17 protein-coding genes, 1 tRNA gene, 2 pseudogenes and 1 other annotated feature are annotated in these 15,942 nt (G+C 43.5%); of the genes and pseudogenes, 6 read left to right on the forward strand and 14 right to left on the reverse strand.

Features of this window, described 5'->3' with window-relative positions; genetic code table 11:
• Nucleotides 1-95: 95 nt before the first annotated feature.
• The 8 genes and pseudogenes from speE to JCM14374_RS08030 form a co-directional block, all read right to left on the reverse strand.
• Complete coding sequence (speE, locus tag JCM14374_RS07995) at nt 96-935, reverse strand: polyamine aminopropyltransferase (RefSeq protein WP_054695822.1); 840 nt, start codon at nt 933-935, stop codon at nt 96-98.
• A gap of 29 nt (nt 936-964) precedes the next feature.
• Nucleotides 965-1,270 carry a hypothetical protein gene (locus tag JCM14374_RS08000; RefSeq protein ID WP_054695825.1) on the reverse strand — a complete coding sequence of 102 codons (306 nt, stop codon included), beginning with the start codon at nt 1,268-1,270 and terminating at the stop codon, nt 965-967.
• Between the two features lie 2 nt (nt 1,271-1,272).
• Nucleotides 1,273-2,631, reverse strand: coding sequence for a replicative DNA helicase (locus JCM14374_RS08005; protein ID WP_054695998.1), 1,359 nt, complete (start codon nt 2,629-2,631; stop codon nt 1,273-1,275).
• Nucleotides 2,632-2,685: 54 nt separating this feature from the next.
• Nucleotides 2,686-3,855 (reverse strand): DnaD domain-containing protein, encoded by a 1,170-nt coding sequence (locus JCM14374_RS08010; RefSeq protein ID WP_054695828.1) that lies wholly within the window; start codon nt 3,853-3,855, stop codon nt 2,686-2,688.
• Between the two features lie 255 nt (nt 3,856-4,110).
• Entirely contained in the window at nt 4,111-5,721 is a 1,611-nt protein-coding gene (locus JCM14374_RS08015; protein ID WP_242848892.1) for an MBL fold metallo-hydrolase RNA specificity domain-containing protein, read from the reverse strand.
• 17 nt (nt 5,722-5,738) lie between these two features.
• Nucleotides 5,739-6,215, reverse strand: a complete 477-nt coding sequence (locus JCM14374_RS08020; protein ID WP_054695831.1) for a hypothetical protein — start codon at nt 6,213-6,215, stop codon at nt 5,739-5,741.
• A gap of 143 nt (nt 6,216-6,358) precedes the next feature.
• Nucleotides 6,359-7,524 (reverse strand): annotated as a pseudogene (locus JCM14374_RS08025) (aminotransferase class I/II-fold pyridoxal phosphate-dependent enzyme).
• Between the two features lie 5 nt (nt 7,525-7,529).
• Nucleotides 7,530-8,018: an Lrp/AsnC family transcriptional regulator gene (locus JCM14374_RS08030; RefSeq protein ID WP_054695834.1), complete on the reverse strand. Its 489-nt coding sequence runs from the start codon at nt 8,016-8,018 to the stop codon at nt 7,530-7,532.
• 55 nt (nt 8,019-8,073) lie between these two features.
• Nucleotides 8,074-8,287, reverse strand: a binding site (T-box leader).
• Nucleotides 8,288-8,468: 181 nt separating this feature from the next.
• Between JCM14374_RS08030 and JCM14374_RS13515 the strand changes: the two genes are divergently transcribed.
• Nucleotides 8,469-8,801, forward strand: a complete 333-nt coding sequence (locus JCM14374_RS13515) for a hypothetical protein (protein WP_157049037.1) — start codon at nt 8,469-8,471, stop codon at nt 8,799-8,801.
• Here the strand turns inward: JCM14374_RS13515 and JCM14374_RS08035 are convergent.
• On the reverse strand, nt 8,706-10,361 hold the full coding sequence (locus tag JCM14374_RS08035) for an ABC1 kinase family protein (RefSeq protein WP_054695837.1): 1,656 nt from the start codon (nt 10,359-10,361) through the stop codon (nt 8,706-8,708). The two genes, JCM14374_RS13515 and JCM14374_RS08035, sit on opposite strands and share 96 nt — an antisense overlap.
• Nucleotides 10,362-10,431: 70 nt before the next feature.
• Nucleotides 10,432-10,731: a phasin family protein gene (locus tag JCM14374_RS08040; protein WP_054695840.1), complete on the reverse strand. Its 300-nt coding sequence runs from the start codon at nt 10,729-10,731 to the stop codon at nt 10,432-10,434.
• Between the two features lie 294 nt (nt 10,732-11,025).
• Between JCM14374_RS08040 and JCM14374_RS08045 the strand changes: the two genes are divergently transcribed.
• Nucleotides 11,026-11,102, forward strand: a tRNA-Lys gene (locus tag JCM14374_RS08045).
• Between the two features lie 65 nt (nt 11,103-11,167).
• Here the strand turns inward: JCM14374_RS08045 and JCM14374_RS13115 are convergent.
• The 4 genes and pseudogenes from JCM14374_RS13115 to JCM14374_RS08060 form a co-directional block, all read right to left on the reverse strand.
• Nucleotides 11,168-11,998 (reverse strand): putative metalloprotease CJM1_0395 family protein, encoded by an 831-nt coding sequence (locus tag JCM14374_RS13115; protein WP_083453961.1) that lies wholly within the window; start codon nt 11,996-11,998, stop codon nt 11,168-11,170.
• A 107-nt stretch (nt 11,999-12,105) separates the two neighbouring features.
• Nucleotides 12,106-12,252 (reverse strand): hypothetical protein, encoded by a 147-nt coding sequence (locus JCM14374_RS13520; protein ID WP_157049038.1) that lies wholly within the window; start codon nt 12,250-12,252, stop codon nt 12,106-12,108.
• Between the two features lie 207 nt (nt 12,253-12,459).
• A pseudogene (locus JCM14374_RS14600) lies at nt 12,460-13,310 on the reverse strand (Mrp/NBP35 family ATP-binding protein).
• Nucleotides 13,311-13,516: 206 nt separating this feature from the next.
• Nucleotides 13,517-13,969: a PPC domain-containing DNA-binding protein gene (locus JCM14374_RS08060; protein ID WP_054695843.1), complete on the reverse strand. Its 453-nt coding sequence runs from the start codon at nt 13,967-13,969 to the stop codon at nt 13,517-13,519.
• Nucleotides 13,970-14,190: 221 nt separating this feature from the next.
• Between JCM14374_RS08060 and JCM14374_RS15255 the strand changes: the two genes are divergently transcribed.
• The 4 genes from JCM14374_RS15255 to JCM14374_RS08080 all read left to right on the forward strand — a co-directional run bounded on the left by JCM14374_RS15255 (nt 14,191) and on the right by JCM14374_RS08080 (nt 15,858).
• Nucleotides 14,191-14,544, forward strand: a complete 354-nt coding sequence (locus tag JCM14374_RS15255; protein ID WP_054695846.1) for an RNA polymerase sigma factor — start codon at nt 14,191-14,193, stop codon at nt 14,542-14,544.
• Nucleotides 14,525-14,785, forward strand: coding sequence for an RNA polymerase sigma factor (locus JCM14374_RS15260; protein ID WP_054695849.1), 261 nt, complete (start codon nt 14,525-14,527; stop codon nt 14,783-14,785). Before JCM14374_RS15255 ends, JCM14374_RS15260 begins: the two co-directional genes overlap by 20 nt.
• The gene (locus JCM14374_RS08075) at nt 14,763-15,245 is read left to right on the forward strand and encodes an anti-sigma factor family protein (RefSeq protein ID WP_054695852.1); all 483 of its coding nucleotides are present in this window, start codon (nt 14,763-14,765) and stop codon (nt 15,243-15,245) included. Before JCM14374_RS15260 ends, JCM14374_RS08075 begins: the two co-directional genes overlap by 23 nt.
• Nucleotides 15,246-15,402: 157 nt before the next feature.
• Nucleotides 15,403-15,858, forward strand: coding sequence for a hypothetical protein (locus tag JCM14374_RS08080; RefSeq protein WP_054695855.1), 456 nt, complete (start codon nt 15,403-15,405; stop codon nt 15,856-15,858).
• The last annotated feature ends 84 nt before the right edge of the window (nt 15,859-15,942 follow it).

Below are 15,942 nucleotides of genomic sequence, written 5' to 3' on the forward strand. Positions count from 1 at the left end.
CACCAATGAATACAATAACCCTATATATAAACAAACCGAGCTGACATTGGACCTCTCCGGTCTGATGTCAACTCGCCTTTAACCATCGGTTAATTCTATTCATTTCCCCGTAAGATAGCTTCTATGTATGAAGGCAAGCAAAATGCCCCCCGGTGAACATTATCATTATAATATTTTAATCCATATTGTTTTTCCGCTTCAGCGCATATCTCAGTGGGATCATGTTTTTTACTGCCCACGGTAAAAGACCAGGGACCGCTTACGTAAGTGGGGATGTCGGCCAGGTAAACCTTGACCAACGGAAAAACCGACTTGAGATTGTTATAGGTGTTTTTAAATGCTTCTGTATAATACAAGGGCGATTCAGATTGAACAACTACCATACCGTCATCATGTAAAATTGCGTCCAGATTGTTGTAAAAAGCAGTGCCGAACAGCTCTACCGCAGGACCGACCGGGTCTGATGAATCAACTATAACGACATCATATTTTTCAGCTGTATTTTTAACGAACTCTATCCCATCCGCAAAATAGAGCTTTAACCTGGAATCTGCAAAAGCGGAGGCGATGGAAGGCAGGTATTGACGACAGTTTGCCACTACCCTTTCATCTATTTCCACCATATCAACAGATTTAAGTCTCTGGTGGCGGCAGAGTTCTCTCAAAGTACCTCCATCTCCTCCGCCGATTATAAGTACTTTTGCCGGGTTAGGGTGGGAATTCATAACCACATGCACGATCATTTCATGATAAATAAATTCGTCTTTTTCCGTAACCTGAAATGCCCCGTCCAACACAAGCACCTTTCCCCATTCTTCGGTCTCCAGTATAACCAACTCCTGGTAGGGGGTCGTTTCATGGTGCAATACCTTTTTAACTCTCCACTTTACCTGGTAGTTTTCACTGTTTTGTTCATTGAACCATAACTCATGCAACTGCTATTTCCCTCCCCCGGGATTGCTTATTATTCCATCGTTGCCAGCAATTCCTGCAAAAGTTCCAAATCGTCTTGCATAGTCTGAGGATTGCTGAATTCCAAATTCAACACGGTAGCTTTAATAATTTCGTTCATTTCAGAACCAGCTTGGTTTGCTGTCCATTTATGAAGAAGCTGTATTAACTGAGGGTAGTTCTCCTTTATCATGACCTGATCCAGCAAACTTAGCAGAAATAACATCTCATCCTCAGTGATTCTGCCCCTTAAGCCCAAATCAGCCACCAGGCTGGCAGTTTCATCATAAAGCCTTTTTTTATCCTCGCTGCCCGCCAATGTTATTCTACCCTTTCAGCATCTTTCATGCTTTGTCTCTGCAGGTCAAAGACGATCGGTATTCTTACCCCGCTGATGCCATCGCGGTTTTTCTCGATCATAAGATAATAATTGGCATTACGGTATTTCTTCAATTCCGGATCTTCTTCATGATCTTCACGTGGTATAGGAGTCATTTTCAACATCAAATCACATTCATTTTTCATGCGCCGCGCCCCCTGCAATGTCCCATCCGCATTTAACTGCACCAATACCATCACCGCTATTTGCAGGTTTTGCGCCAGCATTTTCTGGGTCTTCACTATATTCTCCAGCATCTGCCATTCAGGAAGACGAGGGTCTATCTTCTCCATACGACCCACATAGTCTATGATCATCATTTCGATGTTTTTCTGCACCTTGAATTTTCTGGCTATAGAAACCGTCTTTTCCGGAGTCAGGTTGGGACAGGGATAGGAATAAAAACCGCTGTCACTTAAACGTGAATAGGCATTAAGGATTAAAGATAGTTCGCTTTCATTAATTTCACCTTTACGAATCCTTTCATGTTCGATGGATGATAATATGGAACCCCAGCGCAAAGCTATCTGCTGGCGGCTCATTTCGGTATTAAGATATAGTATGTTTTTATTGCTTTCCACGGCCACTGCCCGAGCGGTGTGTAAGGCAAAAGCGGTCTTGCCATGACCAGTCTGCGCGCCTAAAATAATCAGGTCGCCAGGTTTATAACCCAAAGTAATATGGTCCAGTGTATTAAAACCGGTAGTCAGTCCGTCCAGAGGCAATACGCCTTTATGTAATTCTTTGATTTCTTTATAACGCAGAAACCGGCGTTCCACCTCATCATAACCTAACGCCGCCATTTCCGCCGGGGTGTCTACATGGTCATCGATTTCCAAAGCAGTGAGGTTGGTCAACTGTTCTTCCGCCTGCATCAATACCTGTTCCACATCGGGGTCTTTTTGTTCCATAAGGTTTTGGTAGCTGGTGCGTAAAAAATCCTCAAAACGGCGCAGCCGCGATTTACCCTTAACCCTTCCTATCCAATACTTTATATTCTCATCATCAATATAGTGTTCGGCTATGTACTTAAGTTCCTCTATATCTGCAGGACTATTCAATAAACCCAGGCTGCGGCCCTCTTTTAATAATTCCACATAAGTGGGACGTACTTCTCTTTCATAAAGATTGCATAGTAAAGTAAAGAGTACGCCATAGCGGGGAGAATAGAAATCGCTTACAGTAAGTTGATCATAAGCTTCTATGCAGGCATCTTCAGAATGCAGCATGGAAGATAAGACCCGGCGCTCGCTCTCCAGGTCTTGCAGTAATTCCTCCGCTGCCTTATCGCGGACTCGCATATTCACCTGCATCCCTCCCTACAATAAAACGGGGAAGTTTATTCCCCGTTTATATTATACCTTAGTTTTTATTTCTTCCAAGCCAAGAGGTGGTATGTAGGTCTCATATTCCGCACTGGCAGGCTTATTTGCTGTTTTTTTACTCAAACCGCTGGACCCATCGCGTCTGCTGCGGTTTTTCATTTCCCGCAGCTCTCTTTCCACATCGTCCAAGGAACGGATTTCCCGGCTCATCCAATCATGCAGGACACTATCTATGTATTCTAGCCCCCCGTTTTTAGTGCGCTGGCACATCAATTCACCAGCCTTCATAATCATGGCATGGGTGAACCCCCAATCGTAACGCCATTTATGATACATCTTGCGGCGGGCATCGGCATTCATATCGATGCCAGTAAATGTTCCAAACTGGATAATATCGGGGTCAAATCGCTTGGTGCGCAATGTGAGGTTCTTTTCCGCATCAACATATTTCTTAAAATAAATCTCCAAACCTTCTACAGTATTAATAGAATAATTTTTAATATCCTGGGCTATTTCTGTAATATGACGGGGATTAAATATATTGCGTTCAAAACACAGTTCCAGCATGCAGAGTAAAAACTCAGGTGTATATCCCATTTCCTCCAGCCATTTTTTAAGCTCCGAAGCCATTTTGACACTTAAGAGATTGCCGGTCTTTTTAGAAATGAAATCGGCTACTTTTTTATAATTACCGTTTGCATGGTAGGCCAGATCATTTACTACCCTTTCACGTTTTTCTTCTTCCAATTGCAGTTCGAGCTGAACAATGCGCTCCCGGTATTCATTCAGCAAACCCTGAGAATTATCCCCTGCTTCACTATGTTTATCAGCCCTGGCGAAATAGGGATGGTCACGGGTCACTAAAAGAGCCAGCTTGTCCATTAAAGGTTCAATGCAAATGCGCTTATCATTAAAGCTGCGGCCTTCATCCTTTAAAACAACAACCTCCAGTCGTTTAAGCCGATTAAGACGGCTGGCCAGTTTTTGTTTGGTTAGGAAAGGACAAACCTGCAGGACTTGGCCGACCGTAATACCTGATTGAATCAGAGGGCGGGTAGTTTCGAGGGTATAAAAAAGAGATGCCAGGAGGCCTATATCTTCTATGTCGAGATCGATTTCTTTGGCATAATGAAAAATAATACCCGGAACTGCGGCAAAACTCCAGCGGTAGAATTCGAGTATAACGTTTTCCTGTTGCATAAACAATTTGCCTCCAGCTAAGTGAGTAAATGAATTATAGCACTTGGTTTTAACTGCTAACAAGGAATGAAAATTTTTAATGCGGGCAAGAAAAACAAGCATGACATCAAAAACATTAAGACAAAGTCTTATATGGCTATGAGACAGCCAGGGATGCCCAAAATGAAACTTGACTGGTGCAAAGTTCCACTGCAGTAGGATTTAAAGAAAATAAAAAGCCGGGCACAAAATCCCGGCAATTTATATTGCTTTTCCCTAAATTATAGACGCAATCTTTTCCATATCCTGTATGATGCGTTCATACTGGCCCTGGGACCAATTCTGGTTGAATATATCATGTAATCTGGCGCTGACCTCCAGGTACTTACGTTCAGCTTCCATGGCCTGATTAACGGAAACGCTGCTGGGCAATACCCTGGTAATAACTTCTTGAGCCGGTGTCAATTCTACTTCTTCCAGCCAATCAGGAATGAATACAGAATATTTCTTATCCTTTTCCAAATATTCAGCCAGAGATGTCTGTGCCTCCGGTTCGCCGTGAACTATAAAAACCCGCCGTGGGGGCTCCACAAAATGATCCAGCCATTTAATAAGCCCGTTGCGGTCAGCATGGGCGGAATAAGCATCAATCAGCTTAATATCCGCTTTAATAGCGATTTTCTCTCCATGTATTGTAACCACTTTTTCCCCGTCGAGTATCCGCCGCCCCAGAGTTCCAGCAGCTTGATAACCCACGAATAACACGGTTGACTCCGGCCTCCACAGATTGTGTTTCAAGTGATGTTTAATACGTCCGGCTTCACACATACCGCTGGCGGAAATGATAATAGCATTACCGGTTTTATTATTCAGCTTGATTGAATCTTCTTTAGTTCGAGAATATTTAATGTTCAGCCCATCCAGAAAATTTGGATGCCCATCCATCAGAGCGCGGGTTTCATCATCAAAACACTCATAATTCTTCATAAATATTTCGGTAGCTGAGATAGCCAGGGGGCTGTCTATATATATCTCGATATCGGGATCAAGTTTGCCTGTCCGTGACAGGTTAACCAGATCATAAAGCAGATCCTGGGTTCTTTCTACGGCAAATGCCGGGATAATGAGGTTGCCGCCCTTTTTCATGGTATCCTCTATAACCTTTTGCAGTTCGTCAGAACGAGAAAGAGAAGGCCCATGCAAACGGTTGCCATAGGTAGATTCCATGACCAGATAGTCGCAATTCTCAATAATGGACGGGTCTTTAACTATAGGTTGGTTGAGGTTACCCATGTCACCCGTAAATACAATCTTGATTTTCTGTTCGCCTTCAGTTATCCACAATTCAGCCATGGCTGAGCCCAGTATATGCCCGGCATCGCGCAAGCGTATTTTGATACTGGCGCTGAGATCAATAATTTCATCCATATTCAGTGAACGAAACTGAGACATACACTCCATGGCATCTTGAACATTATAGATTGGTTCGATAGGCGGCTGGCCTGAACGGGCTAATTTGCGGTTTTTCCTCTCCACTTCCATTTCCTGAATGTGGGCAGAATCCGGCAGTAAGATAGCACATAGTTCTTCAGTGGCATGAGTACAATAAATGGTGCCTTTGAATCCTTGCTTGCATAGCTTGGGGATCAAACCGGTGTGGTCAATATGTGCATGGGTGATTATTAAAAAGTCAATGCTGGCAGGGTTTACCGGAAAATCTTGATAATTTCGTTCCTGCAGTTCTTTCGGCCCTTGAAACAGCCCGCAATCAACAGCAAACCGGGTCTGACCTGTTTCCAATACATAGAATGACCCGGTTACGGTTTTAGCCGCACCTAAAAATCTGAGTTTCATCAGTTTTTCACCACTTTCTTGCAGCAGATGCATTACTTATAATGTTGTAATTATACCGCAACGATATTGCGTGCGTCTTTTCTTTGGGATAATTTATGAAATTCTTGATAGAAATTCACAATCTCATACCTTAACATATCCAAATTGGCTGCCTGCAGCGCTCTCTCAAGATTTGCAAAGCTGTGCCGGGCAAATCCTGTAACCACTTCGTTGCTGTCCAGTTCATCCACATACTGGCAGTATTTAGTATGCACCTGTTCAAAAAGCCCATAATACAGCTCTTTAATTTGCATGATGCGGCGATCTACCTGTTCCCGGTCGATTTCTTCCCTTTCCACCAGGTGCAAAAGACTATGCATCATATTATGCAGGAGTTTATTATGGAAAACCGCAATCATGGCATCCCTTTTATACTGTTTGCACAGAAGATAACGCAGGTAATCGTTTAACTCTTTTCGGACATTGGGCATCAAAACTTGATAAGCGTTTAACAATTCAATTTCTTGAATGCCGATTTCTCCTGTCAAAGCAAAACCCTCCTTATAAAACTCTTACAGGAGGGTTTCAACCTGAACCCGCTGGAATCCTTTAAAAATATCTCGTATTATTCAGGGTTATTTCAAACTCATTCGATATTATTCCGCAAAGGGTTGTGAATAATTATGGTGTTTTAACCTTTTCTGTGTCGAGCCAGAAAATTACCCATCCTCTCTATAGCTTCCTCAATATTGGCTACACTGGCGGCGTAGCAGCACCTGATGAAGCCTTCCCCGCTGGTTCCGAAAGCGTTTCCCGGTACCACTGCAACTTCTCCTCAAATAACAATTTTTCGCAAAAATCTTCACTATTCATGCCGCTATTGGCAATGGAAGGAAAGCAGTAAAAAGCACCCCGGGGTTCGAAACAGCTTAGACCGATTTCCCGTAAACCTGATAGTATTATTTTGCGGCGGTGGTTGTAATCATCGACCATTTTGCGCATTTCCGCTTCGCCGTGTCTGAGTGCCTCTACGGCCGCCATCTGTCCCATAATAGGAGCACACATGATGGTATACTGGTGAATCTTAGTCATAGCCCCTATAATATCAGGATGCCCGCAGGCATAACCTACCCGCCATCCGGTCATGGCAAAAGCCTTGGACAAACCGTCCATTACCAGAGTGCGGTCGCGCATCCCCGGAAATGAAGCTATGGAAACATGCCTGCCGTTATAAGTCAGTTCGGAATATATTTCATCAGAAATGACGATAAGATCGTTCTTCTTGATAATATCCACCAGGGCCTGCAGGTCTTCTTTATGCATTATGCCCCCGGTGGGATTGTTAGGATAAGCCAGAATTAATATTTTGCTCTTGGGAGTAATGTATTTTTCTAAAACGTCAGGCCGCAGGCGATATTCATCCTCATCATATGTCGGAACCGGCACAGCTGTACCAAAAGCCATGGTGGTCCCAGGTCCATAACAGACATAACATGGTTCAGGCACGAGCACTTCATCACCGGGTTCAAGCAAAGCCCGGAAGGCTAAATCCACAGCTTCACTTACACCTACGGTAACTAAAATCTCATCAACGGGTGAATACTCCACCCCGATCTTCCTTTTTTCATATGCGGCAATCTCTTCACGCAGCTCAGGAAGACCGTGATTGGACGTATACATCGTATAGCCGCGTTCCAGGGAATAAAAGCATGCCTCGCGCACATGCCAGGGAGTAACGAAATCCGGTTCACCCACACCTAAAGAAATAACCCCTTGGGTCTGCACCACCAGATCAAAAAATTTGCGAATCCCTGAAGGCGGTATATCTCTGATTACATTGGAAATGTATTTATCCATCGTGCTCACGGACTCACCACCAATCTCTTATCCTGTTCAGGTTCTTCAAAAATAAAATTATCCTGTTTGTAGCGTTTTAGTATAAAGTGGGTTACCGTGCTCTGAACCTGATCCAGGGTGGAAAGCTTGCTGGAAATGAAATCGGCTATTTCTTTCATATTTTCACCGGATACAACTACTGAGAGATCGTAGGTACCACTCATAAGGTACACACAGCGTACTTCGGGGAAACGGCATATCCTTTCGGCAACCTTGTGAAACCCCACTTCTCTTTCCGGCAGAACTTTAACATCGATCATGGCGGTCACTCCATCATCGCCCATTTTCTCCCAATTTATAATCGTGTTGTATCCCAGAATAACCTTTTCTTTTTCCATCTTTTCTATCGCTGCTGCCACCAGGCTTTCCTCTTCATCCAGCATCACGGCCATAGTACGAGGATTCATCCTGGCATCATTTTCCATCAGGGCAAGAATTCTTTTTTCCAGATCCATTTGCACTCCTCCTTAAAATATTTATATGCTTCAGAAATATAAAAACCCCCGTCCCTAAAGGGACGAGAGTCATTTCCCGCGGTACCACCCTAATTGGCCTGTGCCCAACTTCGTTTCCATTAACGGCGGAATACCCGTCCGGCTTTCTGCCTGTAAGCGTTCACCGGAACTCCCAGGTGGCTTTCATCGTACCATTTGTTACCGGTTTCCATCTCCCCCGGCTCTCTGTCAACTTATGAAACGATTACTCTCCTGATCATCGCATTAGTTTTTAATTGGTTTAAAAAAATTCTATCACCATGATCAAGCCCCGTCAAGGCTTTATTTACGCAGCCAACCGCAATTATTTTAAACCATTCCCCACATAAAACCAGTGAGGGCAATTATTTCTGAACTATTTAAAAAATTTTTGCATACAAATAATCTAGATTCTATCCGGAGGTGTTGTCCTTGTATCCCAACCTGCAATTAAGCCGTGAAGAGTTTCAAGTAGCCCATAGAATTGAGCGCTATTTTAAATCTGATAATATGACCTTTCAGGATAAGATATTTAATGCCCGGTTAATCGCCCAGCATGAACTTGAAGCGCAGTACTTCGGCAATGAAGAAGAAAGACGCAGGATACTGGAATTCAAGGGCATTCTTGATAGTTTGATGTATAAAGTCCAACTGAATCCTGACTTTAGACTAATACCTGCCGCTGCGCAGAATAGAATAGGTCAGGAACAAGCCCAGAATTATACCCACTACAAATCCGCCCTGCACCAAGGGAATGCGGGTTAGTATTTGGCTGCCGCTTTGGTTTACTACCAGAGCAGTACCGATGATTATGCTGGCCAGAATTATAGCCAGAGATAGGCGATTAGAAGAAACGTCTATACGGCTGGTCAACCTTTTCAGGTTATGGTGTTCCATTTTAATACGGAATTCACCTTCATCCATACTGCGCAGGACATTATGCAAATCGCGGGGCAGCTTACGGCTGACTTCCGCGTAATCAATCATTACCTCCAGCATCTCTTTTTTCAAACGTTCGGGAGAATATTTTTTCCATAAAAGTTTCTTCCCGTACGGTTCAGCCACATCAAGGATGCTTAAACGCGGATCTAATTGCGCAGTTATGCCTTCAATAGTCATAAGCATTTTTACCATCAGCGATAGCTCAGCCGGCAGCCGCATCTGATATTTAACTGACAGTTCCATCAGTTCAGAGAGCGCTTCGGCCACGTTGATTTCTGACAATGGCAAACCATAATATTTTTGTTGTAAACGGGCTACGTCATGTCTGATTTCCTCATAATTGACATGCTGAGAACTTAAGGCGATGGACATCAGGCTCCTGGTAACCGTATTGACATCATATCTCATCATGCCGATAACCATATTTATCGCCTTCTCGCGGGTGAACTGGTCAATTACACCGACCTGGCCGAAATCGTAAAATACAATCTTTTCACCAGGAGCTACCGCTATATTACCAGGATGAGGATCGGCGTGAAAAAAACCAAATTCATAGACCTGCTTAAACAGGGCTTCAACCAGATGGGCCGCAATTCTTTCATTGTTGTAACCGGCTTGTCTTAAAGATATGAAATCCGATATTTTTATGCCATCGAGATATTCCAGAGTAAGAATTCTGCGGCTGGAAAGCTCCCAAAAAACACGCGGAACCAGTACATTACGTTCATGTTTAAAGTTATGATAAAATATATCGGCGTTTTTAGCTTCTTTTTGAAAATCCAGTTCATTTAATAAAGCCTCGCCTAATTCCTGCACCACTTCGCTTACCCGGTAAAGACGCCCCCAACTGCTGCGTTTCTCCAAAAGTTTGGCCAGTTCCATCATAATGCCCAGGTCGCTCTCTACTGTCTTATCCACGCCGGGACGCTGGACCTTGATTACAACTCGCTGACCCGATGGCAGAACCGCCTCATGTACCTGAGCAATAGAAGCTGCGGCTATGGGTTCGGGATTGAATGACTTAAATTCTTTTTCAGGATCTATGCCTTCTTTTTGTAATACGTTTAATAATACCGGCAGCGGAAGGGGAGCCACGTCATCCTGCAGCTTTTCAAATTCTTTGATATAGGCAGGGGGCAGTAAATCAGGCCTGGTACTAAGCAGCTGACCTAGTTTTACATAAGTCGGCCCTAGTTCCTCAAAGGCCTGGCGCAGCCTGATAGGAATAGAAACCTGTCCGGTCTGTCCTGCAATCTCTGCGTCCTTTTTTCCGAAGCTGAAACGTTCAAAGATAAACCCGAAGCCGTGTTTAATAAAAATGTTGGCTACTTCACGGTAGCGGGGCAGCCTGCGGATACGGCTGCTCGTGGACTGCCACTGCACGTTTACCCCCCCGTATTCATTAATGTCCTTCAGAAAACAAATGCCGGGGCGCCCCCCGGCATTACTTGTTTTATCCCTGCTGACGCATTTTGTCCTCCAGTTCTTTTACGCGGGCTTCCAGGGCTTCAAATTCTTTTCTCCTTACCAGGAAGAATTCCTTGTGCAGGTCATCCATCTCTTCACGCACCATGTTGCGCATCTCTTTACGTTCCTCTTCACCGCGTTTGATGGCATCTTCAATAAACTGCCGGGCTTCCTCTTTGGTGACTTCGCCCTTTTCAATCATTTCATTATAGTACTTTTCCACCCGTTCTCTGGTCATTCCCAGAGCACCTAAACCAAAATAAAAGGCATCTCTGAACATACGCATATCATCCCTCCTGGTCTTGATTTCTGGTACCGGCTTTAGCATAACACATAATTTAACTGTTTTCTATCGTGTACCTAACGGAGGATTTTTATTCCTAAAAATGGCTCAGCAGCTTTTTACAAAAGATTGACCATTTAACTCTTAATCAGAAGGTTCTGTCTCCATTGCCTCTCAGCTTGTGGGTTAGGGGACGATCATTTTTTGACACACTATACCTGACTAACAACAGCTTCTATTTTAGGCCCTTGATTTCTTATAATCGACCATATATAATACTAATTGCGAATAAACCACGGGCCATTAGCTCAACTAGGCAGAGCAGGTGACTCTTAATCACAAGGTTGCAGGTTCGATTCCTGCATGGCCCACCATTAAAGAATAAAGAAGCCTCCGGTATTCGGAGGCTTTAAGTTTTTTGAATGTACGTGTATTTTTATTAGGCCACTATATCTAATATTCGTGATATAGTTCCGGCTCCGGGGCGAACCTTCTCCACCATTTTCCTAATCTGTTCCACAAAAGCATTGGTCTTTGTAGTGTTGTCTCCAGAGGTATTTTCAGATTCACGTGTCATTTTAAGTGTCGAACTCAACCGATGGCTGTAGTCCATATTAGGCTTATCGGCTTTAGGTTTGAGGTCATTTGATTTCGCAGCTGTCACATCTTCATTCGCGTTGCCGGTTGATGATTTAGTTTGCGTTAACTGTTGGGCTTTCTCCATAATTTCTTTGCTTAATTCCTGGCTGGCCTGCATTTTCTCCTGTCCAGCCTGGGCTGCCACAGCCATATCCTGAGCTGATGGGTCCATAGGCGCCAGGGCAGCTCTCTGCACTTGATCCATAATCTGCACGGTTTCGCGGGGACTGTTTCCCCGGGGTGCATGTATCGGTACTTCGCCTCCGTTAATATATCTTTTCCCATCTGGGCCTGTTGTATATTCATAACTAATCGGCCCGGTAAAACGACCTCCAGCAGCCTTATGCGCCTGTTCATGTGACTGCACTTTCCGCTCAATAGTCTTTAATTGCTGAATAATCCGAAGTTCTCTCTCATCCTGGGTAGTACCGGATAGTTCAAGTTTGTCTTTCGGGTTGAGATTATCCCCGGACGTTTTATTTTCACTTGGCTTGCTTTTTCTATATTCAGATGATTCTACATTATCTTTGAAAACACCGGACTGAACCCGTTCAATTTTATCCAGCTCCTTATCCGGGCCTTGCTGATAAGCACCTATTAAACTGCTGTTAATAATACGGTCTGATATCATTCCCTCACCTATTTCCCTTTATAACCGTATTCAATATCTATATACTTAATTTAACAATAACCAGCAAATACAACTGTTATCCGGCCAAGTAAAATCATATTTGCAGGTTATTTTCCCAGTTCGTCTGCCAGGGCTTTGCTCTTTTCCGATAATATCAAGGCAAGATGGGCAGCATCCTTGTTTTTGCCTAAAATCAAGGTTGCTGCCAAATCAGCAAAAAGGTTTTTAAGTTCCATAAATAGTTTGGTTACCAATTATCCTACCTCCATCTTTGAGCCAGGATTCACAACGCAACTTAAAAATATTTATGATGATAGCTGCCCTTATTATACAACATTTAGACAAAATAGAGTTCCGAATTTTTTACATTAAAGACTGAAATGCGCCAATAAAAAATAATGAGACATAAACCCTAAGTTTCACGTCTCATTATATTACCAATTTTTATGAATATTCTAAATTTAATTTTCCCCGCTGGCCATTTTGCTTAATAGCTTATCAGCTATGGAACTCATTTCTTTTGATTCGTAATCTTCAATCTGCCCTGCATCCAGCATGGAATTTAATCTGGAATCCCAAGGCAAACTGCCTAAAAAGTCTATTTTAGTTTCGGCAGCGACCTTTTCACCCTGCGACTTGCCGAATATTTCCAGCTTCTCGTTGCAATGCGGGCAAACCGCATAACTCATATTCTCGATCATACCCAGTATAGGAATCTTCATTTTTTGCGTCATTTTAATGGTCTTTTTGACCACCATAAAAGACAAGTCCTGCGGTGACGAAACAATTATGATCCATTAACCGGCAGACTCTGCATTACGGTAAGAGGAACATCCCCCGTTCCAGGCGGTAAATCAACCACCAGGTAATCTAGTTCTCTCCAGTCGGTTTCATCCCAAAACTGTTTTACCGCCCCTGCTAGTAACGGACCGCGCCATATTACCGGATCATCCTCATTGGGCAGGAAGAAATTTATGGATATTAATTTTATTCCCAATTTAGTTGTCGGCGGCATAATTCCGAACTCACTGGCCTGCATATGGGGCTGGCTGATGCCAAATGCTTTAGGTTGGCTGGGACCGGTTATATCAGCATCCAATACGCCTACTTTCAAACCTTTTTTCGCCAGGTTAGCCGCCAGGAGTCCCGTTACTGAAGATTTGCCGACTCCGCCCTTACCGCTCATTATAACGATTACGTTTTTAACATCATTCAAAGCCCCATGCAAAGCCTTTTCTATTTCAGTTCCGCACTGACTTGGATCAGTTGAACAACTTCCCTGTGATGGACAGCTATTACAATTATCCGACATATTAAGTCTCCTTTCCATTTTTTGCCCTTTGAGGTCATTAATCTAGTCAACATTATACCTCGACATTTCGCCAAGTAACAGATTCTATACGATTTTAACCAGAAAACAGCGACAGATCATCACAGATTTGGAGGTGTTTTTTGCAGCTAATTGCTTATGCACTATTTTCCTTTATGTATGTTTGTGGTCCGTGCCCTTGAGGGATACTATTCATTAGTTTGTTTAAAGGAAAGAGTTTTAATCCCCAGCTTTTCATCAAGTATTCTTTGACTGCCGCTGCCGCAGATCTCCATAATTACAGCCTCTACTACCAGGTAAACCTGGTTTTTTTCACGCAGACAGCCGGTTATAACTGTATCTGCGCGCCCTAGAGAACCATGTATGTGCAGTATTGCTTCACCGTTTTCATCACGAAATGATGTTCCCAAAGCTATTATTTCTCGGCCATCATTAAAGACGCGGATCACCGGGTCGGGAGGGATTACGGCTTCCCTGGGTCCCACCACCACCTGGCCTTGTTTGATGGCTCCAAGTAAAAAGAAAACCGCAGCTTCAAGTTTTTCAGTTTCAATAAGGTTTTTTAAACATGCCATAAGGTCATCGCCGTGTTCCATTTTAGCGTTGAATATTCTCCCTATGGTTCCAGAACGGTATATCACCTTTCAGCCTCCTGAAATTTATTTTTTTAGTCTATCACACAAGTTTCGAGGTTCATACAAATTCGCATCCCGCTCGCAACCATATTTGTCACCTGTAATAAAACAACGCCATGCACTCTACACGCTGCTAAAGAAATCTGGTATATTGTCTTTAGCAGTCATATTGTAAGAAATCACAGGACTCTAACGTATATTTATTAAGAATCAAGGAGCTGATAGACTTGACCAGCGACGAATCCCTGGCAGTTCAGGCTCTTGAGGGTGATTTGGCGGCTTTTGAGGAATTGGTTGACCGCTATAAAAACCGTATTTTTTCTGTTGTTTATAGAATGGTGGGTCAGTACCAGGAAGCCGAAGATATTACTCAGGAAGTTTTTATCCATCTCTACCAAAAGCTGTACCAGTTTGATCGTGATAAGAAATTTAGTCCATGGGTTTATCGCATTGCCTGCAATACCAGTATCACCGAACTACGTAAAAAGAAACGTATCGTCTGGTTGGAACTGGATGATGTACATTCAACCGCTTACGATAATCAAAATATCGCTGCCGACTATGATCTTATCACACTATGAACACGAGGAACTGAGAAGGGAAATAGATGCCGCTATAATGGAATTACCTGAAGCTTACCGATCTGTTATTATCATGCGTTTTCAACTTGATTTAAACAACCAGGAAATAGCTGATGTGTTAGGCATTAGTAAAGAAAACGTAGAAGTCAAAGTTCACCGGGCTCGCAAGGCCCTGCGCAAGGTTTTGGTTCAGCGCTGGAATGAAAGGGGGATGCCTTATGAACTGCCAGCAAGTAAATAATCTTATCTGGGATTATTGCGATGGTTTGCTTTCTCCTGAATCCAGAGCCGAATTTGAAACCCATCTGAATGAATGTAATGCCTGCAACGAACTAACCAGGTTAACCAGCCTGGAAAATGAAGCTATTAAAACCCTGCCCGATATGGTTGTAAGTGATAATTTTACCTCTCAGCTCATGTTGACTATCGCTTCACCCGGTAGCCAGGCAGCGGTATATCCGTTTTCTGTGTCAAGTAGTCGCCGTAAATTTGCCTTCGGACCTTTCTCCTTGATTGGCGCCATAGCCGCATTGCTGCTGATGTGTTTTAGCTTCTGGCCTGATTTACAGCACAATCAGATTGCTATGGATAACATCACAGAAAATAGACCTGGTAAGCAAGTAATAAAACCAGATGCGGCTGCCAGTAAATCTGCAAAACAGACTCCTGACAAAAGCAAACTAGGTTGGTGGACTCGCTGACAATTTTGCCGGTCCGGAAGTAAATTTAAATAAGTCTATATCATCTGACAGTACGGTTTTAAAAGCTGCCCGCCAAGAAGAGCCCAAACCTCAACTTAGTATACCGGAAGGTACTAAATACGCAGCGCCTGCCGCTAAACCAAGCGAAGATGGTGTTATGACGGCCAGTTCGTCTGATGAGAATAATCCGGTATATGACAGCAAAAAGCAATTTGTGCTACCTGATGTGGGTAATTTGCCAGACTCTTATCAATTGCTCGAGAGTACATGGGAAAACGGAGCCCGGATTTTGGTTTATTCAATTGCCGGAAGTAAAGAAACCATGCGTATCAGCCTGGCTCTTGCCAGTGAGTCCGCAATTTCTCACAGTACCAGCCGGGCGCTTAAGTCGGAACAGATTTTAGAAGATGGAGGCGCAAAGGCGCATGTACAAACCGCCACCGGGGCAGCAGAAAATACAGTTATCCGTAATTTGTCATTTAACAATACCCTTTATCAGTTAACCATAAAATCTAGTGTTGACGTCAATGAACTAATAAAACTGGCCAGCCAGATTGAACTGCAGGAAGAAAAACCTGCCGCAGATTCTTCATCGGCAAATAATGATGAATGACCTCTTTGGAATTACAAAACCCGGGCCAGGATATAAACAAAACGTCCGGCGGACCACAAGCGTTATACATTTAGATAGCCGCGT

It is taken from the genome of Syntrophomonas palmitatica JCM 14374 (genome assembly GCF_001311885.1).
Lineage (GTDB): Bacteria > Bacillota > Syntrophomonadia > Syntrophomonadales > Syntrophomonadaceae > Syntrophomonas_A > Syntrophomonas_A palmitatica.